Origin of the sequence: Flavobacterium ustbae (assembly GCF_003946915.1) — a bacterium.
Taxonomy (GTDB): Bacteria; Bacteroidota; Bacteroidia; order Flavobacteriales; family Flavobacteriaceae; genus Flavobacterium; species Flavobacterium ustbae.
Window position 1 is genome coordinate 81,160 of the sequence record NZ_RPOC01000009.1, and the last position, 23,986, is coordinate 105,145.

The 23,986-nt window shown below is 29.8% G+C and carries 21 protein-coding genes; all 21 read left to right on the forward strand.

What is annotated here, in order from left to right:
* The first annotated feature begins 6 nt into the window (after positions 1-6).
* The 21 genes from EG814_RS12920 (at position 7) to EG814_RS13020 (ending at position 23,973) form a co-directional block, all read left to right on the forward strand.
* Positions 7-1,398 carry a UDP-glucose 6-dehydrogenase gene (locus tag EG814_RS12920; protein ID WP_125722329.1) on the forward strand — a complete coding sequence of 464 codons (1,392 nt, stop codon included), beginning with the start codon at positions 7-9 and terminating at the stop codon, positions 1,396-1,398.
* Positions 1,399-1,434: 36 nt separating this feature from the next.
* A complete protein-coding gene (locus EG814_RS12925; RefSeq protein WP_125722330.1) occupies positions 1,435-1,899 on the forward strand; it encodes a UpxY family transcription antiterminator in 465 nt (154 codons plus the stop codon).
* A gap of 283 nt (positions 1,900-2,182) precedes the next feature.
* Entirely contained in the window at positions 2,183-3,472 is a 1,290-nt protein-coding gene (locus tag EG814_RS12930) for a nucleotide sugar dehydrogenase (protein ID WP_125722331.1), read from the forward strand.
* A 29-nt stretch (positions 3,473-3,501) separates the two neighbouring features.
* Positions 3,502-4,509 carry a mannose-1-phosphate guanylyltransferase gene (locus EG814_RS12935; protein ID WP_125722332.1) on the forward strand — a complete coding sequence of 336 codons (1,008 nt, stop codon included), beginning with the start codon at positions 3,502-3,504 and terminating at the stop codon, positions 4,507-4,509.
* Between the two features lie 15 nt (positions 4,510-4,524).
* A complete protein-coding gene (rfbB, locus tag EG814_RS12940; RefSeq protein WP_125722333.1) occupies positions 4,525-5,571 on the forward strand; it encodes a dTDP-glucose 4,6-dehydratase in 1,047 nt (348 codons plus the stop codon).
* 35 nt (positions 5,572-5,606) lie between these two features.
* Positions 5,607-8,030 (forward strand): SLBB domain-containing protein, encoded by a 2,424-nt coding sequence (locus EG814_RS12945; RefSeq protein ID WP_125722334.1) that lies wholly within the window; start codon positions 5,607-5,609, stop codon positions 8,028-8,030.
* Positions 8,031-8,036: 6 nt separating this feature from the next.
* Entirely contained in the window at positions 8,037-9,110 is a 1,074-nt protein-coding gene (locus EG814_RS12950) for a GumC domain-containing protein (RefSeq protein ID WP_317133048.1), read from the forward strand.
* Between the two features lie 51 nt (positions 9,111-9,161).
* Complete coding sequence (locus EG814_RS12955) at positions 9,162-10,706, forward strand: MATE family efflux transporter (RefSeq protein ID WP_125722335.1); 1,545 nt, start codon at positions 9,162-9,164, stop codon at positions 10,704-10,706.
* The gene (locus EG814_RS12960) at positions 10,703-11,710 is read left to right on the forward strand and encodes a nitroreductase family protein (protein ID WP_125722336.1); all 1,008 of its coding nucleotides are present in this window, start codon (positions 10,703-10,705) and stop codon (positions 11,708-11,710) included. Before EG814_RS12955 ends, EG814_RS12960 begins: the two co-directional genes overlap by 4 nt.
* Positions 11,711-12,829, forward strand: a complete 1,119-nt coding sequence (locus tag EG814_RS12965; protein ID WP_125722337.1) for a polysaccharide pyruvyl transferase family protein — start codon at positions 11,711-11,713, stop codon at positions 12,827-12,829.
* Between the two features lie 7 nt (positions 12,830-12,836).
* Positions 12,837-13,994, forward strand: a complete 1,158-nt coding sequence (locus EG814_RS12970; protein WP_125722338.1) for a glycosyltransferase family 4 protein — start codon at positions 12,837-12,839, stop codon at positions 13,992-13,994.
* Positions 13,991-14,623, forward strand: coding sequence for an acyltransferase (locus EG814_RS21260; protein ID WP_125722339.1), 633 nt, complete (start codon positions 13,991-13,993; stop codon positions 14,621-14,623). Before EG814_RS12970 ends, EG814_RS21260 begins: the two co-directional genes overlap by 4 nt.
* Positions 14,624-14,626: 3 nt before the next feature.
* Entirely contained in the window at positions 14,627-15,706 is a 1,080-nt protein-coding gene (locus tag EG814_RS12980; protein WP_125722340.1) for a glycosyltransferase WbsX family protein, read from the forward strand.
* Positions 15,703-16,827: a non-hydrolyzing UDP-N-acetylglucosamine 2-epimerase gene (gene wecB, locus EG814_RS12985; RefSeq protein WP_125722427.1), complete on the forward strand. Its 1,125-nt coding sequence runs from the start codon at positions 15,703-15,705 to the stop codon at positions 16,825-16,827. The genes EG814_RS12980 and wecB overlap by 4 nt, the downstream gene beginning before the upstream one ends.
* Positions 16,828-16,994: 167 nt before the next feature.
* Positions 16,995-18,083, forward strand: a complete 1,089-nt coding sequence (locus tag EG814_RS12990; protein WP_164515323.1) for an EpsG family protein — start codon at positions 16,995-16,997, stop codon at positions 18,081-18,083.
* 40 nt (positions 18,084-18,123) lie between these two features.
* Positions 18,124-19,236: a glycosyltransferase family protein gene (locus tag EG814_RS12995; protein WP_125722342.1), complete on the forward strand. Its 1,113-nt coding sequence runs from the start codon at positions 18,124-18,126 to the stop codon at positions 19,234-19,236.
* A gap of 53 nt (positions 19,237-19,289) precedes the next feature.
* Positions 19,290-20,078: a glycosyltransferase family 2 protein gene (locus EG814_RS13000; RefSeq protein ID WP_206430309.1), complete on the forward strand. Its 789-nt coding sequence runs from the start codon at positions 19,290-19,292 to the stop codon at positions 20,076-20,078.
* Positions 20,075-20,920 (forward strand): glycosyltransferase, encoded by an 846-nt coding sequence (locus EG814_RS13005; protein ID WP_125722343.1) that lies wholly within the window; start codon positions 20,075-20,077, stop codon positions 20,918-20,920. Before EG814_RS13000 ends, EG814_RS13005 begins: the two co-directional genes overlap by 4 nt.
* A 2-nt stretch (positions 20,921-20,922) precedes the next feature.
* On the forward strand, positions 20,923-21,819 hold the full coding sequence (locus tag EG814_RS13010; RefSeq protein ID WP_206430310.1) for an NAD-dependent epimerase/dehydratase family protein: 897 nt from the start codon (positions 20,923-20,925) through the stop codon (positions 21,817-21,819).
* A 97-nt stretch (positions 21,820-21,916) separates the two neighbouring features.
* Entirely contained in the window at positions 21,917-23,002 is a 1,086-nt protein-coding gene (gmd, locus tag EG814_RS13015; protein WP_125722345.1) for a GDP-mannose 4,6-dehydratase, read from the forward strand.
* A gap of 38 nt (positions 23,003-23,040) precedes the next feature.
* A complete protein-coding gene (locus tag EG814_RS13020) occupies positions 23,041-23,973 on the forward strand; it encodes a GDP-L-fucose synthase family protein (RefSeq protein WP_125722346.1) in 933 nt (310 codons plus the stop codon).
* Positions 23,974-23,986: the final 13 nt, after the last annotated feature.

Genomic DNA, 23,986 nt, shown 5'->3' on the forward strand with positions numbered 1-23,986 from the left:
GATCAAATGAAAATTACAAAAATTTGCTGCATTGGTGCAGGATATGTTGGAGGACCTACAATGGCTGTTATCGCTCAAAAATGTCCGCACATTCAGGTTACAGTTGTTGATTTAAATGAACAAAGAATTGCAGATTGGAATAATCCAGATCCTGAAAAAATTCCAATCTATGAGCCTGGTCTTTCTGAAATTGTGGCAGAAGCAAGAGGAAGAAATCTATTTTTTTCTACAGATGTTGATAACGCAATAGACGAAGCGCAAATGATATTTATTTCTGTAAATACGCCAACTAAAACTTATGGAAAAGGGAAAGGAATGGCTGCTGATTTAAAATATATCGAGTTGTGTGCAAGGCAGATTGCACGAGTTGCAAAACAAAATAAAATTGTAGTTGAAAAATCTACTTTGCCAGTTCGTACTGCCGAAGCGATTAAAAGTATTTTAGACAACACCGGTAATGGAGTTCAATTTCAAATCTTATCAAACCCAGAGTTTTTAGCAGAAGGGACGGCGGTAACAGATTTGTTAAATCCAGATAGAATATTAATTGGCGGAGATACAACCCCAGAAGGTGAAGAGGCTATTAATTCATTAGTAGAAGTGTATGCAAATTGGGTAAGTAAAAATCAAATTTTGACAACTAATGTCTGGTCATCAGAACTGTCTAAGCTTACAGCAAATGCATTTTTGGCACAACGTATTTCTTCAATAAATGCAATGTCAGAACTTTGTGAAAAAACAGGCGCTGATGTAAATGAAGTAGCTAAAGCTATTGGTATGGATAGTAGAATTGGACCTAAATTCTTGAAAGCTTCTGTTGGATTTGGAGGTTCTTGTTTTCAAAAGGATATTCTGAATTTGGTGTATATAGCAAAATCATATGGGTTGGATGAAGTTTCAGATTATTGGGAACAGGTTATTATTATGAACGATCATCAAAAAAGAAGATTCTCGAATAAAATTGTTCAAACATTATATAATACAGTAGCAGATAAAAAAATCGCATTCTTAGGTTGGGCGTTTAAAAAAGATACAAACGATACCAGAGAGTCTGCTGCAATTTATGTTGCTGATGATTTAATAAATGAACAAGCTAAAATCTCTGTTTATGATCCAAAAGTTTCTAAAAATAAAATGCTAAGCGATATGGATTATTTAGAAACGCGAACAAAAGAGGAAAACCTAAAATCTTTAAACGTTTTTGAGAATGCATATGAGGCATGTAAAGATGCACATGCGATTGCCATTTTAACAGAGTGGGATGAATTTACAACGTACGATTGGAAGAAAATCTATGATTCAATGCATAAACCAGCCTTTATTTTTGATGGAAGAAATATTTTAGATGCTAAACAATTAGAATCAATTGGATTCGTTTATAACGGTATTGGATCATAAAGATAGTTTTGTATTTGTAAAGATAAATGAAAGAGAATGAATTGGTACGTGGTATATACAAAACCCAAGTGGGAAAAAAAAGTAGCAGATAAACTTAATGGACTGGGAATAGAATGTTATTGTCCTTTAATTACTCAGACAAAACAATGGTCAGATCGTAAAAAGAAAGTTGAAATGCCTCTTTTTAATTCTTATGTTTTTGTTCAGTTATCAGATTCAGAGCGAAATCAAGTATTTCAGGTTGCTGGAGTTGTCCGCTATCTATTTTGGTTAGGAAAGCCAGCAATTGTGAAAGATCAGGAAATTGAAATTATAAAGAAAAGCCTTAACGCTGCAAATATTTGCGATATATCAGTTTCTTCTATTCAAGTAGGAGATAGAATTAAATTAGATTCAGGTGCATTTAGTAATCAGAGTGCCATAGTTCAGGAAGTTTCAAATAACTATTATATACTAGTCTTAGAAGCATTAGGATGTGTCCTGAAGATAAAGTACAAATGAGACTAAAAATCAAGCAATAAAACAGAAGAGAAAGTTTTTTTAAAGATTTTTTCTTCTGTTTTTTTAATGTGTATTTATTTACACTCTGATTAGTAGGTTGTTGTAAAAGTTTGTGTTTAAACAGCATAATCGTTTTGTAAGAATTACGGGAAACCGTATTGAATTACTAGACTTATTATGCTATATTTGCCGAAAATGATTAATTTAGGTATCTGAGTCAGAGTTTTGTGACTGAGAACGGCGAAGCCGTGAGTTTTAATGACCAGAAATAAATTAAAAAATTATGAAGTTGGAAAAAAAAGTGAAAATTGCAGTTATTGGTTTAGGTTATGTAGGATTGCCATTAGCTCGATTATTTGCTACAAAATACCCAGTAGTAGGATTTGATATAAACGAATCTAGAGTAAATTCCTTAAAGTCAGGAATTGATACAACTTTAGAAGTTGAAAATGAGGTTTTAAAAAAAGTTTTAATCGAAAATTCTAATGAAGAAAACGGATTGTTCTGTACTACTTCTTTAAAGGAAATTGAGGATTGTAACTATTACATTGTTACAGTTCCAACACCAGTAGATAAAAATAACAGACCAGACTTAACTCCATTATATAAATCAAGTGAAACTGTTGGTAAAGTTTTAAAAAAAGGAGATATCGTTATTTACGAATCGACAGTATACCCAGGGGTAACGGAAGAACAATGTGTACCAGTTCTAGAACGTGTTTCAGGATTAAATTTTAATGAAGATTTTTTTGCAGGGTATTCTCCTGAAAGAATCAATCCTGGAGATAAAGAACATACAGTTGAGAAAATCTTGAAAGTTACTTCAGGTTCAACTCCTGAAATTGGTTTAAAAGTAGATTCGTTATATAAATCCGTAATTACAGCAGGAACACATCTTGCGCCTTCAATAAAAGTTGCAGAAGCAGCTAAAGTAATTGAGAATTCCCAGCGAGATATTAACATTGCTTTTGTTAATGAGTTAGCGAAGATATTCAATTTAATGAATATTGATACACAAGAAGTCTTAACAGCAGCAGCAACAAAATGGAATTTTTTACCTTTTAAGCCAGGGCTTGTTGGAGGACATTGTATTGGCGTAGATCCTTATTATTTAGCACAAAGAGCACAGGAATTTGGTTACCATCCTGAAATAATTTTAGCTGGAAGACGTTTAAACGATAGCATGGGTGAATACGTTGCTTCGCAAATAGTGAAGTTAATGATAAAAAAAGGCATTTCTGTAAATGGAGCCAAATTATTAATGCTTGGGATTACTTTCAAAGAGAATTGCCCAGACGTGCGAAATACTAAAATTGTCGATGTGATAAAAGCTCTAAAAGATTACGGCATAACAGTAACTGTTTTTGATCCTTTAGTTAGTACTGAAGAAGTAAAAAAGGAATATGGATTAGAAACAGTTAACGTTTTACCTGTAGAAAAATTTGATGCTTTAGTATTAGGTGTAGCACATTCGGAATTTCTGAATATTAATTTTTCAAGTTTACAAAAAGACAAAAGTTTAATTTACGATGTAAAAGGAGTTTTAGGATCTTTAGCAGACAATAGGCTTTAGTTTTAAAATTCATTTTTTATTTAAAATATATGAGTTCAGATAAATCTATCATACATGTAATTTTAACGGGGGGAGTTGGAAGTAGATTATGGCCTCTTTCTCGTAAAAGTCGCCCTAAACAATATCTCGAAATATTTGATGGAAAATCTTTATTTGAAATGACTGTTGAGAGAAATAGTCATTTAGCTAATAAAGTAATGGTGGTAGGAAATGTTGATAATCATCAATTGAGTGGTCATGTAATGGATAAAACTAATACATCATATATAAATATTATTGAAGCAACACCAAGAAATACGGCTGCTGCAATTGCTTTTGCTGCTTTTGCCTCAAATCCAGATGATATTTTAATTATTACTCCATCAGACCATATTATAGATCAGATGGATAATTATAATCAGGCAATATCTGAAGCTGTTGAAAAAGCAAATGAAGGATTTATTGTTACATTTGGTGTTATACCAACAAAACCCGAAACAGGATACGGTTATATCGAAGCAAGAGGAGACAATGTTATTTCTTTCAGAGAAAAACCTAATGAAACAACAGCAAAAGAATTTATTGCAAAAGGCAATTTCTTATGGAATAGCGGAATGTTTTGTTTTAAAGCAAATGTTCTTTTAGAAGAATTAAAAAAGTTTCAGCCAGATGTTTACGAAAAATCTAAAGCCGTTTGGGAAGCAAATAAAGCCGGATTTTTAGATTTAGATTTATCGATGGAAATTCCTTCTATAAGTATAGATTACGCCGTAATGGAAAGAAGTAAAAAGATTAAGGTAGTACCTGCTTCATTTTCATGGTCGGATTTGGGATCATTTGAATCAGTATATGATTACTTAATATCGAAGGGGCATCCTATTGATTCTAAAGGTAATATGGTTATAGGATGTGATAAACATACAACCTTTTTAGGTTTAAAAAACACCATTTTTGTTTATACAGAAAATGCGAATTTAATTTTACAGAAAGAAGATTCGCAAGATGTAAAAGATATATATAACGAATTAGAAAGACAAAATTCAAATTTATTAAATTAATATAAAGCATTTCAAATGAAAAAAATTCTAATAACTGGCGGTGCTGGATTTATTGGTTCTCATGTGGTTAGACGTTTTGTGAATAAATATCCAGATTATCAAGTTTACAATTTAGATGCCTTGACATATGCTGGAAATTTAGAGAATATTAAAGACATTGAAAATAACTCTAACTATAATTTTATTAAAGGTGATATTGTAGATGAAATATTTGTAAATGAGTTGTTTTCAATGCATAATTTCGATGGAGTTTTACATTTGGCTGCAGAATCTCATGTAGATCGTTCGATCGAAGATCCATTAGCATTTGTGAAGACAAATGTAATTGGGACAATGAATTTGTTAAATGCAGTCAAGAGTCAATGGAAAAATAATTTTGAAGGCAAGCGCTTTTATCATATCAGTACTGATGAAGTTTATGGATCATTAGGAAGTGAAGGACTTTTTACGGAAACTACTCCATATGATCCAAATTCACCATATTCTGCATCAAAAGCCAGTTCAGACCATTTTGTAAGAGCTTATGGTGAAACTTATGGGTTACCATATGTATTAACAAATTGTTCTAATAATTATGGATCTTATCATTTTCCAGAAAAGTTAATTCCTTTATTTATTAATAACATTATAAATAATAAGCCTCTACCTGTTTACGGCGATGGAAATTATACAAGAGATTGGTTATTTGTTGAGGATCACGCTGCCGCAATAGATTTAGTTTTTCATGAGGGGAAAAATCATGAAACATATAATATTGGAGGATTCAATGAATGGAAGAATATAGATTTGGTAAAATTATTATGCCAGATTATGGATGAAAAATTAGGTAGAGAAGAAGGGACCTCTAAAGAATTGATTACTTATGTGAAAGATAGACCGGGTCATGATTTGAGATATGCTATTGATGCTTCTAAAATAAATAGAGAGCTTGGATGGAATCCTTCTGTAACTTTTGAAGAGGGCTTGGAAAGAACAATTAATTGGTACCTAAATAATGAAGAATGGTTACAAAATGTTACTTCAGGAGCTTATAAAGATTACTACAAAAAACAATATTCTTAAATAAACTTATTTGATTAAGATTAAATGAAATCAACATGAAAAAAATAATATACGTTCTTATTCTGTTTTTTACTTTTCTGTTTTCTTATAAAGTAACAGCTCAAGATATTCTAAAAAGTAAAGACTTAAGTACAATTAAAGTTGATTATTTATCTGATGATGACTTGGCTAAAATTAGTGCTCAGCTTAAAAGTAATAATGCTACAATAGAACAAGTTGAACCAATGGCACTATCGAAAGGAATGAGTCAGACGGAGTATGATAAATTAAAGATTCGCCTTAACGAATATAGTTCAAAAACGAGTAAAAATGCAGATAAACCGAAAATTACGGAAAGCAAATCTGAATATGGAAGAAAACAGGACAAAATTAATAATGAAAAAGTCAAAGATTCTGCAAATGTTTTAATTTTTGGTTCGGAATTATTTGATAATCCAACTTTAAATTTTGAACCAGATTTAAAGATGGCAACACCTATGAATTATATTCTAGGACCTGGCGATGAACTACAAGTAAGTGTTTATGGTGTTCAAGAATATAATGCGTCCCTACCGGTAAGTGTTGAAGGTAAAATTTCGATTGAATATGTAGGACAGATTTCGGTATCTGGAATGTCTATTGAAGCAGCCAATCAAAAAATAAAAGCTGCGATTGCAAAAGTATATAGCACTGTTCGTTCTGGGCAATCTCAGGTAAGCGTTAGTCTAAGCCAAATAAGGACAATCAAAGTAACAATTGTTGGAGGTAAACAGCCTGGAAATTATTCAATTTCTTCTCTGGCTACCGTTTACAATGCTTTGCATTTAGCTGGCGGTCCTGGAAAGAATGGAAGCTATAGAAACATAGAATTAATTAGAAATAATAAAGTATACAAGAATGTTGACATATATAGATTCTTAGTTAAGGGAGATCAATCTGATAATGTTAATTTGAAAGAAAATGATGTCATTAGAATTCCAGCATATAGTCAACGTGTTACCATGGAAGGTGAAGTAAAACGTCCAGGTATTTTTGAAATGAAAAAGGGAGAGACTTTTTCAGATTTGTTAAATTTTGCATCGGGTTTTAATGAATTTGCTTATACGGCTTCTGTAAATGTATTACAGAAAACTGGTAAAGAATTTAAAGTTCATGATATAAATGAAAGTGAGTACAATTCTTATTTTCCACAGTCGGGAGATGTTTTTAGAATTACAAAAATTTTAAACCGCTTTGAAAATAGAATAAAAATAGAAGGTGCTGTTTTTAGACCTGATTATTACTCTTTTATGGAAGGAATGCGTGTATCTGATCTTATAGCAAGAGCTGAAGGGTTAAAAGAAGATGCATACAGTAAAAGGGCGAGAATAGTTCGTTTAAAAGCTGATTTAACTACAGAGATTGTTAATGTTGATTTGACTAATGCATTGTCTGGAGATTTAAGTGCAGATATTGAATTGAAAAGAGAAGATATAGTAACTGTTTATTCTATTTTGGATTTTAGAGAAGAATATAAAGTTACCATTGACGGAGAAGTAAAAAATCCTGGAGTTTATGATTATTTAGAAAATTTAACTCTAAATGATTTAATTGTTCAGGTTGGTGGTTTGACAGGTTCTGCATCTAAAAGAGTAGAAATTGCTAGAATGATAAAATCAGATCAAATAGATGATTCAGATCCAAAACGTATTGAGTTGGTTCAATTTGAAATTACTACAGATAACAATGAGCAAGCTAAAAATTTTATTCTCAAACCTTTTGATGTAGTTAACATCCGTAGAATTGCAGTTTATGAAAAACCAGAAATGGTAGTTATAAAAGGTGCTGTTGTATATCCTGGAAAGTATGTTTTAGCAAATAAAAAAGAAACTGTTTATAATGTTGTAATGAGAGCTGGTGGGCTTACATCTGTCGCTAATTTAGAAGGAATGAAAATTCTTAGACCAATTAAGCAAGATCAAATAGAGCAATTAAAAAGTGTTGATTTGAATTTATCAAAAAATGATACTTTAAAAGAAAAATTAACAAAAAAGTTAGAAGAAGAGTTGAAATTCTCTACTATTCCAATTAATTGGGAGAAAATAGTAAAGGATAAAAATCACTTCTCAAATGTTACATTATTTCCTGGTGATGAAATAGAAGTTGCAGTGTATAATGAAGGAGTAAAGGTTACTGGAAATGTATTATTGACATCAGAAATACCTTATAGAAAAGGAAAGGGATTCAAATATTATATTAACTCTGTTGGAGGAATTGACAATAAAGGATGGAAAAAGAAAGCATATATTATCTATCCTAATGGTAAGGCTGATATTACTAAGTCTTTTCTTTTTTTTCGTTCTTATCCTACGGTAGAGCCTGATTCTCAGATTGTTGTTCCTGAAAAACCAGAGACAAAAAAAATGACTACTGGAGAGTGGGTTAGCATAGGTAGTGTAATAACGAGTCTAGCATTATTAATTGTTACAGCATTTAAATAGAATATTTTGATCGATAATAAAAATTCAATTGAGGGTGAAATTTCTTTAAAAGAAATGCTTAATAAATTTAGAGAGTGGTATAATTATTTTCTTTTAAAATGGAAAATAATTGTTTTGGGAGGTATTGTTGGTGCTCTTTTGGGATTGTCATTTTCGTTTATAAAAAAGCCTATTTATACAGCGACCTTAACATTTGCGATAGAAGATGATAAATCAACGTCTGGTTTAAGCGGTGCATTGGGTTTGGCTAGTAGTATTGGGTTAGACATCGGAGGAAGTGGAGGGAGTGTTTTTTCTGGAGCTAATTTGACAGAATTGTTTAAGTCGCGTAGCATGGTTGAGCAGACTTTATTAACTCCAGTAGATGTTAAGGGAAAATTTATTTCATTAGCAGAGATGTATATTCAAAATAAAAAATGGAGAAAGCGTTGGCAAGAAAATTCTAAATTAAAAAGTATAGAGTTCTTACCAAATGGTGAACGTAAATATTTCACGAGAGTTCATGATAGTATTTTAGGATTAATTTACAAGGATTTATCTTTGAATAATTTAGAGATTGGAGTGAAAGAGAAAAAGTCTACAATTATCAATATTGATATGTCTTCTACTGATGAATTGTTTGCTAAATATTTTACAGAAGCACTAGTAAAGCAGGTATCTAGTTTTTATATAAATACTAAAAGTAAAAAAGCCAGAACAAATATGGCAGTTTTAGAACATCAAGTTGATTCTATTAGAAATGAACTTAATGGTGCGATTACTGGCGTTGCGATAGCAAATGACGATACTTTTAATTTGAATCCCGCACTAAATGTGAAACGGGCTCCATCTGCAAAGAGAGAAGTAGATGTAAGAGCAAATACCGCTATTTTAACGGAATTAGTTAAACAGAGTGAATTGGCAAAAGTTACTTTACGTAAAGAGACACCTTTAATTCAAATTATCGACTCTCCAATATTGCCCTTAGCTAAAGAACGTTTTGGCAAAGCAAAAGGCCTTTTTTTGGGTGGCGTAATAGGTGGTTTTTTAGTGATGCTTCTACTTTTTTTTAAAGAATTTTTTAAACAACAGTTTAAATGATAATAATGTTTAAAGAATGATAATCTTAATTTGCATTCTTTGTAAGTTTTAATGGAAAATTTAAATAATAATAATAATAATAATAAAAGAATTGCTAAAAATACTCTTTTGCTGTATTTTAGGATGATGCTAACAATGTTTGTATCACTATATACAGTGAGAGTAATATTGAATACTTTAGGTGTAGTGGATTATGGTATTTATAATGTTGTTGGAGGAATTGTGGTGATGTTTTCGTTTTTGAGTAATAGTATGGCAACAGCATCTCAACGTTTTTTTTCATTTGATTTAGGCAGAAATGATATACCCCAATTAACAATAACATTTAGTATGACAATAATTATTTATATAATTATTGCGCTAATTATTTTATTTTTGGGAGAGACAGTTGGGTTATGGTTTTTAAATTCACAAATGGTCATTCCGCCTGATAGAATTATTGCAGCAAATTGGATATATCAATTTTCAATTTTATCATTTTTAGTAACAATATTTACTGTTCCGTTTAATGCATTGATTATAGCTCATGAAGATATGGGCACATATGCATATGTGAGCATTGTTGAAGTGATTTTTAAATTATTGGTAGTCTATTTGTTGTTTTTGTTTTCTATTGATAAGCTTAAATTATATGCATTTCTTGTTTTTGCAACTACATGTATTACTAGTGCAATTTATTTTTTCATTTGTAAAAAAAAATATAAAAATATAAAATTTAAACTTCTTTGGGATCAAAGTTTGTTTAAAACCCTTACATCTTATTTTAGTTGGAATCTTTTTGGAGCGGTTGCAGGGGTTCTTAATAATCAAGGGATTAATATTTTGCTAAATATTTTCTTTGGGCCAATTGTTAATACCGCAAGAGGTATAGCTTATCAAGTCAGTTCTTCTGTAAATCAATTTGTAATGGGATTTACTACTGCTGTTAATCCACAAATTATAAAATATTATTCAAAAGGCGAAATTAAAGAAATGCTTTCTTTAGTTTTTCAAAGTTCGAAATATTCATTTTTCCTTATTTTTACTTTGTCTATGCCAGTTTTATTCGAAACTAATTTTGTTTTGAAATTATGGCTTAAAATAGTGCCAGATAATGTAGTCGTCTTTACTAGGTTAGTTATTATTTGTGCACTGATAGATTCTTTTTCGTATTCACTACAAACTTTAGCACAAGCAACTGGACGAATAAGATTATATCAATCATTAGTTGGTGGAGTAATGCTACTAAATCTACCGATTTCTTTTGTATTGTTAAAAATGGGTTTTTTAGCTGAAAGTACAATGTTTGTTTCCATTTTTATTTCTATAGTTTGTTTGTTTTTACGATTATATTTATTAAAAGGAATGGTTGATTTTCCTGTAAATACATTTTTTAACGATGTTATTAAAGTTATTTTATTAATAACTATTATATCCATTATAAGCCCTTTACTTATTGTACTTAACATGAATGAAAGTTTTCTTAGATTCATTACAATTGGATTAGTATCATTAACAAGTGTTTTAATTAATATTTATTTATTAGGACTTACAAAATTGGAAAAAAAAATAGTAATATCTTTTTTTAAAAATAAAATTTTAAATTATCAAAAATGAATGTAAAAGAGCTTGTTAAGAGGTTGATGCCAGAAGTAGTACTAAACAAGGTTAAAATTTTAAAATTTACTAAGATTAGTAATCGATTTTATAAGTACGATTCGGATAGATTTCTTAAGCATTCAAACGTTTTAACTAAATGGAATAATCCAGAAAAGTTACTTGGACAAATAATAGTAGAGTATCATGCTATCGAGAAAGGTCTCGCTATGACTAATATGCGATTGGGTTTTGGTAAAAATGTGTTAATTGATTTGGTAAACCATTGTATTTTATTTAAAAATTTGTTTGGAACTGATAGAGAACAATTCAAATATGCACTTAGGGTTATTGCTGAATATAAATCTGTTCATAGAAATGAGAAATTTGATTTAGAAGATGATTTAATAGATCTAATAGATAAATTATTGTTGAAAGAAGAAGATTTGGAACCTTCAGAGCAGATTTCAATGACAAAAGAATCCTATTTAGAGCATACTTATAGTTCTTTTGAAAAGTTTTCTTCGAATAGAAAAAGTCTTAGAATGTTTGAAGGAAGTGTTAAAATAGAGGATATAGAAAAAGCTGTTTCATTAGCGCAAAATGCACCATCGGCATGTAATAGACAGCCTTCTAGAGTCTATGTGTTGCAAGAAAAAGAACTTATTAAAAAAGCTTTAGAAGTCCAAAATGGTAATCGTGGGTTTGGACATTTGAGTGACAAGGTAATTGTTTTAACGGCTGAATTAGGCGGGTATTTAAGCATGAATGAAAGAAACGATGTTTATGTTAATGGTGGGATTTATGCAATGAACTTGCTTTATGCCCTTCATTACTATCAAATAGGAGCTTGCCCACTTAATTGGTGTGCTTCTCCAGAACAAGATTTAAAGTTGAGAGAAATTTTCGAGATTAAAGAATCCGAAACTGTTATATTGATGATAGCATGCGGAGGAATTCCAGATAATTTTAAATTAGTGACATCTCATAAAGATAAATACAAAAATATTATAAAAGTTATTTAAATGAAAGTTGGAATATTAACGTATCAACGTGCCCACAATTATGGGGCTTTGCTTCAAGCCTATGCTCTACAATCTTATGTTAGATCACAAGGCCATGAGGTAAACATGATAGATTATTGGCCAGAGTATCATGCGCAGGATTATAAACTAATTCCTTATTTTAAGTCTATAAGTTCTTTAGGTAAGATCAAATCAATTGTAATATTGATGATAGGTCTTAGAAGAATATTACAGAGAGCATATGGCTATAAGAAATTTATGAAACAAAATTTTAACTTATCATCTAAAGTAGCTTATCCTACGGAGAGCAGTATGAAAGATATAAATTATGATTTAGTAATATACGGTAGTGATCAAATTTGGAGACGTTCAAATTATCCACTTTTTAAAGGTTTTAGTGATGTCTTTTTTGGATTTTATCCGATAAATGCCAGTAAGAAAATAACTTACGCAGCAAGTATGGGGATAATTAACGTAGACGATCAGGATAAAATATATTTGGCTAAAATGCTAAAAAATTTTGATGCCATTTCTGTTAGAGAAGAAGAGTTAAAAGAATTGGTTGAAGAAGTAATTGAAGAAAAAGTATCTTTAGTATTGGATCCAGTTTTTCTTTTGACAAAGAAGCAATGGTTAAGCTTGAACAATTCTTCGGAGCTGCCAAAGAAAAAGGAAAAATACATATTTTTTTACCAATTGACTCCGTCTGAGGAAGCAATCGAATTCGTAGATAAACTAAGTGCTCATTACGGTTATAAAATAATTGAAGTAAGAGGAAGAGTTGAGCCTCTTTTATTTGAAAAAAGATATTATCAAACTGCTAATCCAAATGATTTTATAGATTTGATAGCTAATGCAGAGATTGTAGTTTCAACTTCTTTTCATGGTGTCGCATTTTCATTAATATTTGAGAAAGAATTCTATGCTCTTGGAATGGGTAAAAATTCTGGACGAGTTCAGACCTTATTAGATAATTTAAATATATCCGAAAGGCTTTTATCTCATACTAATTTGCCTAATACTAATGATAAAATTAATTATGAGGTTGTTAGTTTAAACTTGCAAAGATTAAAATTGCATTCAGAAAATTATATTTTAACAAATTTGAATAATTGTTAAATTAATAATGGAGACGAAAATTAAAGTTTTATACTTAATAAACCATACTGTACCGTATGGAGCAAATAAGGCATTACTAAACGTACTTGATGAAATAATTGAGATGGGGGTTTGTCCTACTGTAGTTACGGCTTTTGATGGAGGGATATGTTCTGATTTGGATTTTAGAAAGATCCCCTATGTTATAATTCCACATGTTTTTTCAATTTATCCTGAATTGAATTCATTTAGAGATTATATGCTTTTTTTTCCTCGTTTAATACGTGATTGTATTATCAATGCTATAGCGGCTTTTAAATTAAGCTCTTTGGTAAAAAAAACTAATCCAGTAATTATTCACACCAATATAGGACCAGATCATTTAGGATTTTATGTTGCAAGGAAACTAAACATACCTCATGTTTGGCATATTAGAGAGTATCAGGATTTGTTTTTTAATATGCGTCCGATTTTTTCAATGAGAGGATTTAAAAGAAAACTTCAATCATTAGAAAATTTTCCAATAGCAGTTACCAAACAGATCTATGAACATTATTCTATGAATAATAATGCGAAGGTTATTTACGATGGAGTTATGAGAAGTAATGATTTTAGGTTTGAGTCAAATAAAAACAACTATTTTTTGTTTGTTGGACGTGTTGAAGAAGCAAAAGGAGTTGGTGTATTAATTAAGGCTTATATAAAATTTTGTAAACTAAATTATGATTTTGATCTTTATCTTGCTGGAGATGTAGCAACGAATTATAAAAAAGAATTAGATGATATTATTAATAAAGAAGGACTTTCTGAGAAGATTCATTTTTTGGGATTCAGAAGCGATGTTAATGATCTAATGGCTAAAGCAACTGCTTTAATAGTTCCTTCTCGTTTCGAGGGTTTTGGATTTATAACGGTTGAAGCTATGTTTAATGGTTGCTTAATAATTGGACATGACTCTGGAGGCACCCAAGAAATATTAAAAAATGATAATCTTGGAATTTTATACAATGATTCTGAAGATTTAACAATTGCTTTGAAAACACTTGTGTTTAATGGAATTGAAAGTTATTTCCCAATAATTAAAAAAGCACAAGAAAAAGCTTTATCTCTTTATTCTAAGGAAGAAAATGGAAATCAAATTTTCAAATTTTATAATGAAATTTTAAATAAAAGTAATAATAAATGAAAAGACTAATTAGAGTATTTGTAGAGAAGATTCTGTTTTTTTTTCATTATGTATTTTCTCCAAATCTTTTTAAAGGTTTAAATCGCACGTATAATGTATTATATTCTATTTGGATTAGAAATGAATTTAAAAAATCGGGTAAAGGATTTTTTGTTTCATCTCCACTATATTTAGAAGGAGGGGAATTTATAAGTGTAGGGATGAATTTTGGTTGTGACCAAAGGTTGCGTTTAGATGCGCTTGACTCTTTCTTAGGAGAAAAATTTACTCCTTGCATAGAAATAGGAAATAATGTTTCTATTCAAAAAGATTGTCACATAGGTGCTATTAATAAAATTGTAATAGGTGATAATGTTTTAATAGCTAGCAAAGTTTATATAACAGATCACTCTCATGGAGAAATAACAGAAAAATCTTTAATACTTGCCCCAGCCCAGAGAAAATTGTATAGTAAAGGATCGGTAATTATTGAAGATAATGTTTGGCTAGGCGAGGGAGTGGTAGTTTTACCAAACGTAACAATAGGAGAAAATTGTATTATTGGTGCAAATGCAGTAGTAACAAAATCAATTCCAAAAAATTGTGTAGCAGCAGGAAATCCTGCACGTGTAATTAGAGAAATTAAATAAATAATGATTAAAGAAGCAAGAGTTATAGCGTTTTATTTACCTCAGTATCATCCAATTCCTGAAAATGACGAATGGTGGGGTAAAGGTTTTACTGAATGGACAAATGTAGGCAAAGCAAAGTCTCTTTTTAAAGGGCATTATCAACCACGAATACCTGCAGATTTAGGATATTATGATTTACGAGTTCCAGAAACACGTAAAGCTCAAGCAGATATGGCTAGAGAATATGGTGTTGAAGGATTTTGTTATTGGCATTATTGGTTTGGAAACGGTAAAAGATTAATAGAACGTCCATTTAATGAGGTTGTGGTATCTGGCGAGCCTGATTTTCCTTTTTGTTTAGCTTGGGCAAACGAAACGTGGAAAGGATTTGCACATGGATTAAAAAATCGAAATGTTTTAATTGAACAGCAATATCCAGGTAATAAAGACTATATTGCTCATTTCTACGAAGTGCTTCCTGCATTTAAAGATAAAAGATATATAACTATTGAAGATAAACCATTGTTTATGATTTATAAATCATTGGGAAATGAAGAAGTTAAAACTTTTATTGATGTTTGGCGTCGATTAGCATTAGAAAATGGACTGAAAGGCATTCATTTTGTTGGGCATACGACAGAAGTTTCTGAAATGGAAACTATTTTTAGCTGGGGTTTTGATTCTGTTAATGTTATCAGACTTCATGATTATGCTAAATTTGGTAGAGGTTTTTATCAAAGATTAAAACAAAAACTTTTAAATATTGTTTTAGGATTACCAAGAGTATATTTGTATGAAGAAGCAATGAAATATTTTAATGGACCAGAAGATGTACAAGAAAATGTATTTCCTGCAATATTTCCTAATTGGGATCATTCTCCGAGAAGTAATAAAGAAGCTTCAATTCTTCATAATTCTAATCCAGAACTTTTTAAAAAACACGTAGCTAAAAGTGTTGAATCAGTACGAAAAAAGAGTAAAGAGAATAAGGTTATATTTCTGAAATCATGGAATGAGTGGGCTGAAGGAAATCATATGGAGCCTGATTTGAAGTATGGTAAGAAATATTTAGAAGCATTAAAAGAAGTGTTATGCAAATAAAAAGAGTTTTAATTGTTTTTGGAACGAGACCAGAAGCTATAAAAATGGCACCATTAGTAAAAGAATTTAAAAAGTATGAAGATATTTTTGATACTAAAGTTTGTGTAACGGCACAACATCGTGAAATGTTAGATCAGGTTTTGGATTTTTTTGAAATTACACCTGATTACGATTTAAATTTAATGAAACCAGGACAAAATTTATTTACTCTTACTGCGGATGTAATTTCTTCAATGAAACCTGTTTTAGATGATTTTATTCCTGATTATGTTTTAGTTCATGGTGATACTACCACCTCAAGTGCAGCGGCTTTAGCTAGTTTTTATTTCGGAGCGAAAGTTTGTCATATTGAAGCAGGTTTACGAACGAATAATAGATTGTCACCGTTTCCTGAAGAAATGAATCGCCAGATTACAGGACGCTTGGCGGATATACATTTTGCACCAACAGAACAATCGAAGTTAAACCTTTTAAAAGAAAATGTTGATCCTGATTTTATTTTTGTAACAGGAAATACTGTCATAGACGCTCTCCTTTATGCTAAAGACAAAGTAGAAGAAATTAATGATGAACAAATAGAATTCCTGAAATCTATTGTTGATCCTACTAAAGATTTAATATTGGTTACGGGACATAGAAGAGAAAATTTTGGAGAAGGATTTATTAATATATGTAACGCAATTAAACAAATAGCATTGGAACAAGATGTCCAAATTTTTTACCCAGTTCATCTTAATCCAAATGTTCAAAAACCAGTTAATAATGTGCTGAAGGACATTGAAAATGTTAAATTAATATCTCCTTTAAATTATCCAGCTTTCGTTTGGTTGATGAAAAAATCAAAATTGATTATTACTGATAGTGGTGGAGTTCAAGAAGAGGCACCAAGTTTAGGAAAACCAGTATTAGTTATGAGAAATACAACGGAGCGTCCAGAGGCACTAAATGCAGGAACAGTAATATTAGTAGGAACTGATACAGCGGAAATTATTCATCATACGAAAAAATTGCTAATGAATAAGGATTTATATAATCAAATGAGTACCGCGCACAACCCATATGGGAATGGGGAAACATCTAGAGAAGTCTTTGAAATTTTACTCAAACTAAGTTCTAATTGATTTTTTTAATTCTAGAAAATTTATTTGTACTTTATTACAAAATAATAAAATTATAGGTTAATAATATTTTAGTTTAACTTAATATTGCTTCGATTTTATAATATGTTTATCAAATTATTTTAATGTTTTATTACCTTTTTTTTTTATTTTGTTGTATCTTTTTATTTGTGATTAAAGAAAAAGAGCAGAAGCTAACAGTATTCTTTCTGCTTCTTTTATGTTTTTTTTTATGTTTTGGCTATACAACAGGTTCTGATTGGCCCACATATGAAAACTTATACGAAGCAAGTACAGATGAAGATAAATCCTATTTATTCTTGTTTTTTGAACCTGGATTTGTTTTCTATATAAAGCTGTTTAAAAGCCTTGGAATTGCTTTTTTTCCGTTTCTAATTTTTACAAAAATTTTAGTTTATATTGTAGTTATAAGTTCTCTAAAATTTTATTGTCCCAAAAATACATTTTATTTATCATTATTGTTTTATATATCATGGTATGCATTTTTTTTGTTTATAGATAATCCACTAAGAAATTTTATTGCAATTGCAATTTTTTTACGCTCTTTAAAATATTTAAGAGAGCGAAGATTTATTCCATATTTATTTATGACTTTGTTAGCTATGTCATTTCATGTCTCAGCTGTAATAATGCTGATACTTTATTATTTTGCAAATAAAAGCTATAAAACTAATAATATTGTTTTTTTTTATATTGTTACAAACATTATACTGCTAAGTAAAGATTTGATTTTTTCAATTGTGAATTTTTTGTTTTCATCAGTACCAATTGTTGGCGCTAAGATTGAAGGGTACGCGGCAGATAACGTTAATGCAGAAGGGAAATTATTGTCAATGGGATTAATTGTGCATACTCTCATATTTATTTTGATTATTTTAGGGAGGAAAAGAATCGAAATTCAGGAGAATGGAAAATTAATTTTTATGTTTTCTATATTATCAGCAATCCTATTTAGATTAGGTTTAACAATTACGGTGTTTGGAAGATTTCAATTATATATAACAGTATTTTATGTAGCTGCTATTGGAATTATTTATTATGCTTTTGATCTTCGTTCCAGAGTTTTTTACCTCTTATTCGTATCAATTATAAGTATTATTCCTTGTGTAAGTTATTTAATTAAAGATTCAAGATATATACCATATACAAACTATATGTTTTTTTTAGATACTAATTTAACATTAGAACAACGAGAAAGTTATAATAATAAAAATTCAGATTTTAAGAGTCTTGAGTAAAAATTTAATATAAATTTAGTAATTGTAGTATTAAAAATTAATGGAAAAACCTAGAATATTGTATATAATGCATGTTCCATGGGGATGGATAAAACAAAGGCCTCATTTTTTTGCAGAATATTTAAATAAAGATTTTGATTTAAATGTTGTTTATAAAAAACCATTGAAAGTATCAAAAAGTAATCTAATAAATGAAAAAAATAATGGAATGTCGATTTCCTCTTTTTTTATTTTTCCTTTTCAAAGAATACCAGTTTTAAAACACCTTAAGTTTTTAATAAAAATAAATGATATTCTTATTAGAATGCAATTGCCTTCATTAAAAAGGTACGACTCTGTGTGGGTAACCAGTTGGGCAATGTATAATTTGATTTATAAAATTTTGCCTTCAAATGTTAGACTGATTTACGATTGTATGGATGACGAATTAGAATTTGCTGATGTTAAGAACAATCCAGTTATTTTTAAAGAAGCAATGCATATGGAAAAAAATATTATGCAAAGAGCTGACATTGTATTTTGTTCTTCAGAATATTTAAAAAATAAGGTTTTAAAAAGAACAGGAATTAATAGAAATGTTATTGTAGTAAATAATGCAATTGGAATCCCTAATCATTCTACAGAAATAAAGCGAAAAGATATTTTTGATGCAATTAGTTCTATCAATAATTCCTTTATGTATGTTGGGGCTATTTCATCTTGGTTTGATTTTGAGTCAATTCTTCATGTGTTAAAAAAGAATGGGGAGGTTTCATTTTTATTATTAGGACCAAGTGATGTGCAAATACCAAAACATGATCGTTTACATTATTTTGGAACCGTGGACAGAGCCGATATGTTTAAATTAATGGAAAATGTCTCAGGATTAATAATGCCTTTTAAATTAAATGAATTGATAAGATCGGTTAATCCTGTTAAAATTTATGAGTATATCTATATGTCTAAGCCTGTTATTGCAACTAGATATTCTGAATCAGAATTGTTTACGGAATATATTTATCTATATAATGGTAAGGAAGAACTTTATAATTGTATTAACCAGATAATTAACAACAAGTTAACAGTGAAAAAAACTGATTCAGAGAATAAAGAATTTGCTCTTAATAATACCTGGGAGGTGCGTTATAATCTAATAAAAGATAGTATGACATAATTAAAGTATTTTTTAAATTAAAAAAAACTAGGACACCTTTAAAAAATATGAATATGAAAGTAAGCGTTTGTATGGCTTCTTACAATGGAGAAAAGTATATAAAAAGTCAGATTTCATCTATTTTAGATCAGTTAGGAAATAATGATGAATTAATAATATCTGACGATGGTTCGTCAGATCAGACTATAAATATTATAGAGTCTTTTAATGATGAAAGAATTATTTTATTAAATCATAAACAAAATAAAGATTCCAGAAAAAATATATATGCACATTACCTAGTTTCATCAAATTTTGAAAATGCATTAAAATCTTCTTCGGGAGATTTTATCTTTTTGGCAGATCAAGATGATATTTGGGTCGAAAATAAGCTTGATATAATGTTGCCTTATTTAAAACAATATTCGACTGTAATGAGTGACTGTTCAATATTTGATGAAAAGAATGTAATGATTTCAGACTCCTTTTTTAATAATAATATTAATTTGCCCCGAGGTCTATTTTTAAATATCAGTAAACCTCTTTATCATGGTTGCTGTATGGCTTTTAACAAAGCTGTCTTAGATTTAGCATTGCCATTTCCAAAAAAAATGATATTACATGACAATTGGATAGGAATTTTATCGGAAAGATTTGGAACTGTAAAATTTATAGATGATAAATTAGTTAAATATAGAAGGCATTATGAAAACTCGTCCTTTTCTCAAGGGAAAAGCAAAAACACAATAATTTTCAAAATTAGATATCGACTAGAGCTTTTTTCGCAAGTATTAAAAAGAATAATTTCGATTAAAATTAAAAGAAAATTTATTAATAATATGGAGCATAAATATTTAAATTGAATTTAAAAGTGATAAAACAACATAAAATTAGCGTTGTAATGTCTGTTTATAAAAATGATAATGTTTCATTTTTTGAAGATGCAATTGACAGTCTTTTAGAACAAAGTTATCTTCCATCGGAAATTATAGTTGTTGTTGACGGGGCTGTTAGTATAGAGATTGAAAATTTATTACGCCAATATGAAACTAATGAAATTTTTAAGATTATTAGATTACAACAAAATAAAGGGTTGGCAAATGCTTTAAATATTGGTATTTGTCAAGCTTCATATGAGTTTGTTGCAAGAATGGATTCTGATGATATATGTTTTAAAAACAGGTTTGAGAAACAAATTGAATTTATTGTAAAAGAAAATTTGGATATAGTAGGTTCTCAAATAATTGAATTTGGAAATGATATTAATGATATAGTTTCTATAAGAAAAGTTCCTCTTGAACATAATGAAATGGTCAATTTTATGAAATTAAGAAGCCCATTCTCGCATCCAACAATTTTATTCCGTAAAGAGGTTTATTCTGTTTTAAATGGTTATGATGTTCAAATTTTCCCAGAGGATTATGATTTTTTCGTTCGTGCATATTTAGAAGGGTTTAAATTTGGAAATGTCAATGACAGTCTTTTATGGTTTAGATTAGGTGCTGACCGTTCAAAAGCAATTAAAAGAAGATGGGGACTTGATTATGCAAAAAATGAAATGAAATTGTATAGGAAGTTTCTAAATTTGGGATTTTTCAGTTATTCTGAATTCTTTAAAGTTGTTTGTTTTAAGATTCCTCTACGAGTTTTACCATTTAGCCTTTATAAATTAATTTATTTTAAAGTTTTAAGAAATAATAATTAATTATGAAAATTCTCATAACTGGTGCTTCAGGTTTTGTAGGTAAAAACTTAGCGAATTATCTATCTTATAATTCTTTTGATATTGTTAGCATAACATTGCGTAATTCAACTTGGAAAAGAAATTTTAATGGTGATGCAATTATTCACCTTGCAGGAAAAGCACATGACACAAAAAATATAAGTAATGCGTCTGAGTATTTTGAGATTAACACAGATTTAACAAAAGAATTATTTGAAACCTTCTTAGAGAGTGATATTAGGGATTTCATTTATTTTAGTAGTGTGAAAGCAGTCGCTGATACAGTTGAAAATATCTTAGTGGAAGATGTTATGGCTAATCCTAAGACTCCTTATGGACAATCTAAACTTAAGGCAGAAGAATATATTTTATCAAATAAAATTCCGGAGGGCAAAAGAGTTTTTATTATTAGACCTTGTATGATTCATGGCCCTGGAAATAAAGGAAACTTAAATTTGCTTTATAATGTCGTAAAAAAAAGAGTTCCTTATCCATTAGGTGCATTTCAAAATGAAAGATCATTTCTAGGAATTGATAATCTTAATTTTATGATTAAGGAAATTCTTCAAAATAAAGAGATAAAATCAGGAGTGTATAATTTTTCGGACGATGATGTACTTTCTACAAATGAGCTTGTAAAGATTATATCAGTAGTTTTGAATAAAACCAATTTAAATATTTCTATTCCTAAACCTTTGATAAATGGGATTGCAAAAATTGGTGATATTATTAAGCTACCATTAAATTCTGAAACTATTCAAAAATTAACTGAGAATTATAGAGTTTCAAATCAGAAGATAAAAATGGCAATTGGAATCGAAAAATTGCCTACTACAACAAAAGATGGACTTGAAAAGACAATCAAAAGCTTTGTCAAATAATCAATTTATAGCAAGCTAAAAAGTATTCAATTTCAATAATATATTGTCAAATCAAATTTTCAAGTAAATATTAAGTAAGGTACTCTTTTAATAATTTATGAAAATAGCACTAATAACAGGAATTACAGGTCAAGATGGATCATATTTGGCAGAATTATTATTAGAAAAAGGATATATGGTTCATGGTGTAAAAAGAAGAGCATCTTCTTTCAATACACAAAGAATAGATCATATCTATCAAGATCAACATGAAACACATGTAAACTTTAAGCTACACTATGGCGATCTTACGGACTCAACAAATATTATTAGGATCATTCAAGAAGTTCAGCCTCACGAAATCTATAATTTGGGTGCGATGAGCCATGTAAAGGTTTCCTTCGATTCGCCAGAGTATGTCGCAAATGTAGATGGTATAGGGACATTAAGAATTTTAGAAGCAATACGTATATTGGGTTTAGTAAAGAAAACCCGAGTCTATCAAGCCTCAACATCTGAACTATATGGCGGGTTACCAGAAAATAAAAACGAAAATGGTTTTTATGACGAACACTCACCTTTTTACCCTCGTTCGCCCTACGGAGTAGCTAAAATTTATAGTTTTTGGATTTTAAAAAACTATAGGGAGGCATATGATATGTATGCTTGTAATGGAATTTTATTCAATCATGAATCACCACGTAGAGGAGAAACTTTTGTAACTCGCAAAATAACTATGGCCGTAGCAGCTATTGCATTAGGAAAACAAGATTGTTTATATTTAGGAAATTTAGATGCCCAAAGAGATTGGGGACATGCTAAAGATTATGTAGAAGCAATGTGGCTTATTTTACAGCAAGGTTCTCCTGAAGATTATGTAATTGCTATGGGACAAACGACTTATGTTCGTGATTTTATTATAATGGCATTTGCAGAGGTAGGAATTGATATTGAATTTAGAGGAGAAGGAGTAAATGAAAAGGGATATTTGATTGCATGTAATAATCCTGCATATCAAATTGAACTGGGTAAACAGATTATTGCCGTTGACCCACAATACTTCCGTCCAACAGAAGTTGATTTGTTAGTTGGAGATTCAACAAAAGCAAGAACAAAATTGGGTTGGATCCCAAAATATAGTTTAGCTGATTTGGTTCGTGAAATGGTTACAAGTGATCTAAAATATGTACAAAGAGAGAATTAGATAAAGGTATTTGTCATGGTAATCGAGAAATTATATTTATGCAGTTAAATGATAAAATATTTGTAGCTGGTCATCGGGGTATGGTAGGATCAGCTATTTTAAGAAGATTAAAAGCCCAAGGATTTACCAATTTTATTTTAAAAACTTCCTCAGAACTTGATTTAAAGAACCAACAAGCGGTTGCAGATTTTTTCGAAAAGGAAAAACCAGATTATGTTTTTCTAGCTGCGGCAAAAGTTGGTGGTATCATTGCAAATAATGCTTTTAGAGGAGATTTTATTTATGAGAATTTGATGATACAAAATAATGTAATTCACCATTCTTATTTAAATAAAGTTAAGAAGCTTATGTTTCTTGGATCTTCATGCATTTATCCTAAATTGGCGCCTCAGCCTTTAAAAGAAGAATACATGCTTACAGGAGAATTGGAACCTACTAATGAACCTTATGCAATTGCCAAAATTGCAGGAATCAAAATGTGTGATGCTTATAGAGATCAATTTGGATGTAATTTTATATCAGTAATGCCTACTAATTTGTATGGGTCTAATGATAACTATGATTTGAATAACTCGCATGTCCTTCCAGCAATGCTTCGAAAATTTATTACCGCTAAACATAACGGAGATACTTCAATAACTATTTGGGGAACCGGAAGGCCTAAAAGAGAATTTTTGCATGTAGATGATTTAGCTGAGGCCTGTTTGTTTTTGATGGAAAATTATGATGATTCAGGTTTTATAAATATTGGCGTTGGTCAAGATATTTCGATTTTGGATTTAGCAATTTTAGTGAAAAAAATTGTGGGATTTGAAGGTGAAATTTTAAACGATGCTTCTAAGCCAGATGGAACTCCACGCAAGTTGATGGATGTGTCTAAATTAATTGCTCTTGGTTGGAAAGCAAGGATAACTTTAGAAGAAGGAATTCAAAAAGTTTACGATGAAATCAAATACTCTAATTGGGATTAAAATTTAAATAAGA

Coding starts and splice junctions, on each gene's coding strand:
- EG814_RS13020 (WP_125722346.1), top strand. CDS start 23,041: ATGCAGTTAAATGATAAAATATTTGTAGCTGGTCATCGGGGTATGGTA.
- EG814_RS12970 (WP_125722338.1), top strand. CDS start 12,837: ATGGAGACGAAAATTAAAGTTTTATACTTAATAAACCATACTGTACCG.
- EG814_RS21260 (WP_125722339.1), top strand. CDS start 13,991: ATGAAAAGACTAATTAGAGTATTTGTAGAGAAGATTCTGTTTTTTTTT.
- EG814_RS13000 (WP_206430309.1), top strand. CDS start 19,290: ATGAAAGTAAGCGTTTGTATGGCTTCTTACAATGGAGAAAAGTATATA.
- rfbB (WP_125722333.1), top strand. CDS start 4,525: ATGAAAAAAATTCTAATAACTGGCGGTGCTGGATTTATTGGTTCTCAT.
- EG814_RS12955 (WP_125722335.1), top strand. CDS start 9,162: ATGGAAAATTTAAATAATAATAATAATAATAATAAAAGAATTGCTAAA.
- EG814_RS12965 (WP_125722337.1), top strand. CDS start 11,711: ATGAAAGTTGGAATATTAACGTATCAACGTGCCCACAATTATGGGGCT.
- EG814_RS12920 (WP_125722329.1), top strand. CDS start 7: ATGAAAATTACAAAAATTTGCTGCATTGGTGCAGGATATGTTGGAGGA.
- EG814_RS12980 (WP_125722340.1), top strand. CDS start 14,627: ATGATTAAAGAAGCAAGAGTTATAGCGTTTTATTTACCTCAGTATCAT.
- EG814_RS12935 (WP_125722332.1), top strand. CDS start 3,502: ATGAGTTCAGATAAATCTATCATACATGTAATTTTAACGGGGGGAGTT.
- EG814_RS12930 (WP_125722331.1), top strand. CDS start 2,183: ATGAAGTTGGAAAAAAAAGTGAAAATTGCAGTTATTGGTTTAGGTTAT.
- EG814_RS12925 (WP_125722330.1), top strand. CDS start 1,435: ATGAATTGGTACGTGGTATATACAAAACCCAAGTGGGAAAAAAAAGTA.
- gmd (WP_125722345.1), top strand. CDS start 21,917: ATGAAAATAGCACTAATAACAGGAATTACAGGTCAAGATGGATCATAT.
- EG814_RS12995 (WP_125722342.1), top strand. CDS start 18,124: ATGGAAAAACCTAGAATATTGTATATAATGCATGTTCCATGGGGATGG.
- EG814_RS12945 (WP_125722334.1), top strand. CDS start 5,607: ATGAAAAAAATAATATACGTTCTTATTCTGTTTTTTACTTTTCTGTTT.
- EG814_RS12960 (WP_125722336.1), top strand. CDS start 10,703: ATGAATGTAAAAGAGCTTGTTAAGAGGTTGATGCCAGAAGTAGTACTA.
- EG814_RS13010 (WP_206430310.1), top strand. CDS start 20,923: ATGAAAATTCTCATAACTGGTGCTTCAGGTTTTGTAGGTAAAAACTTA.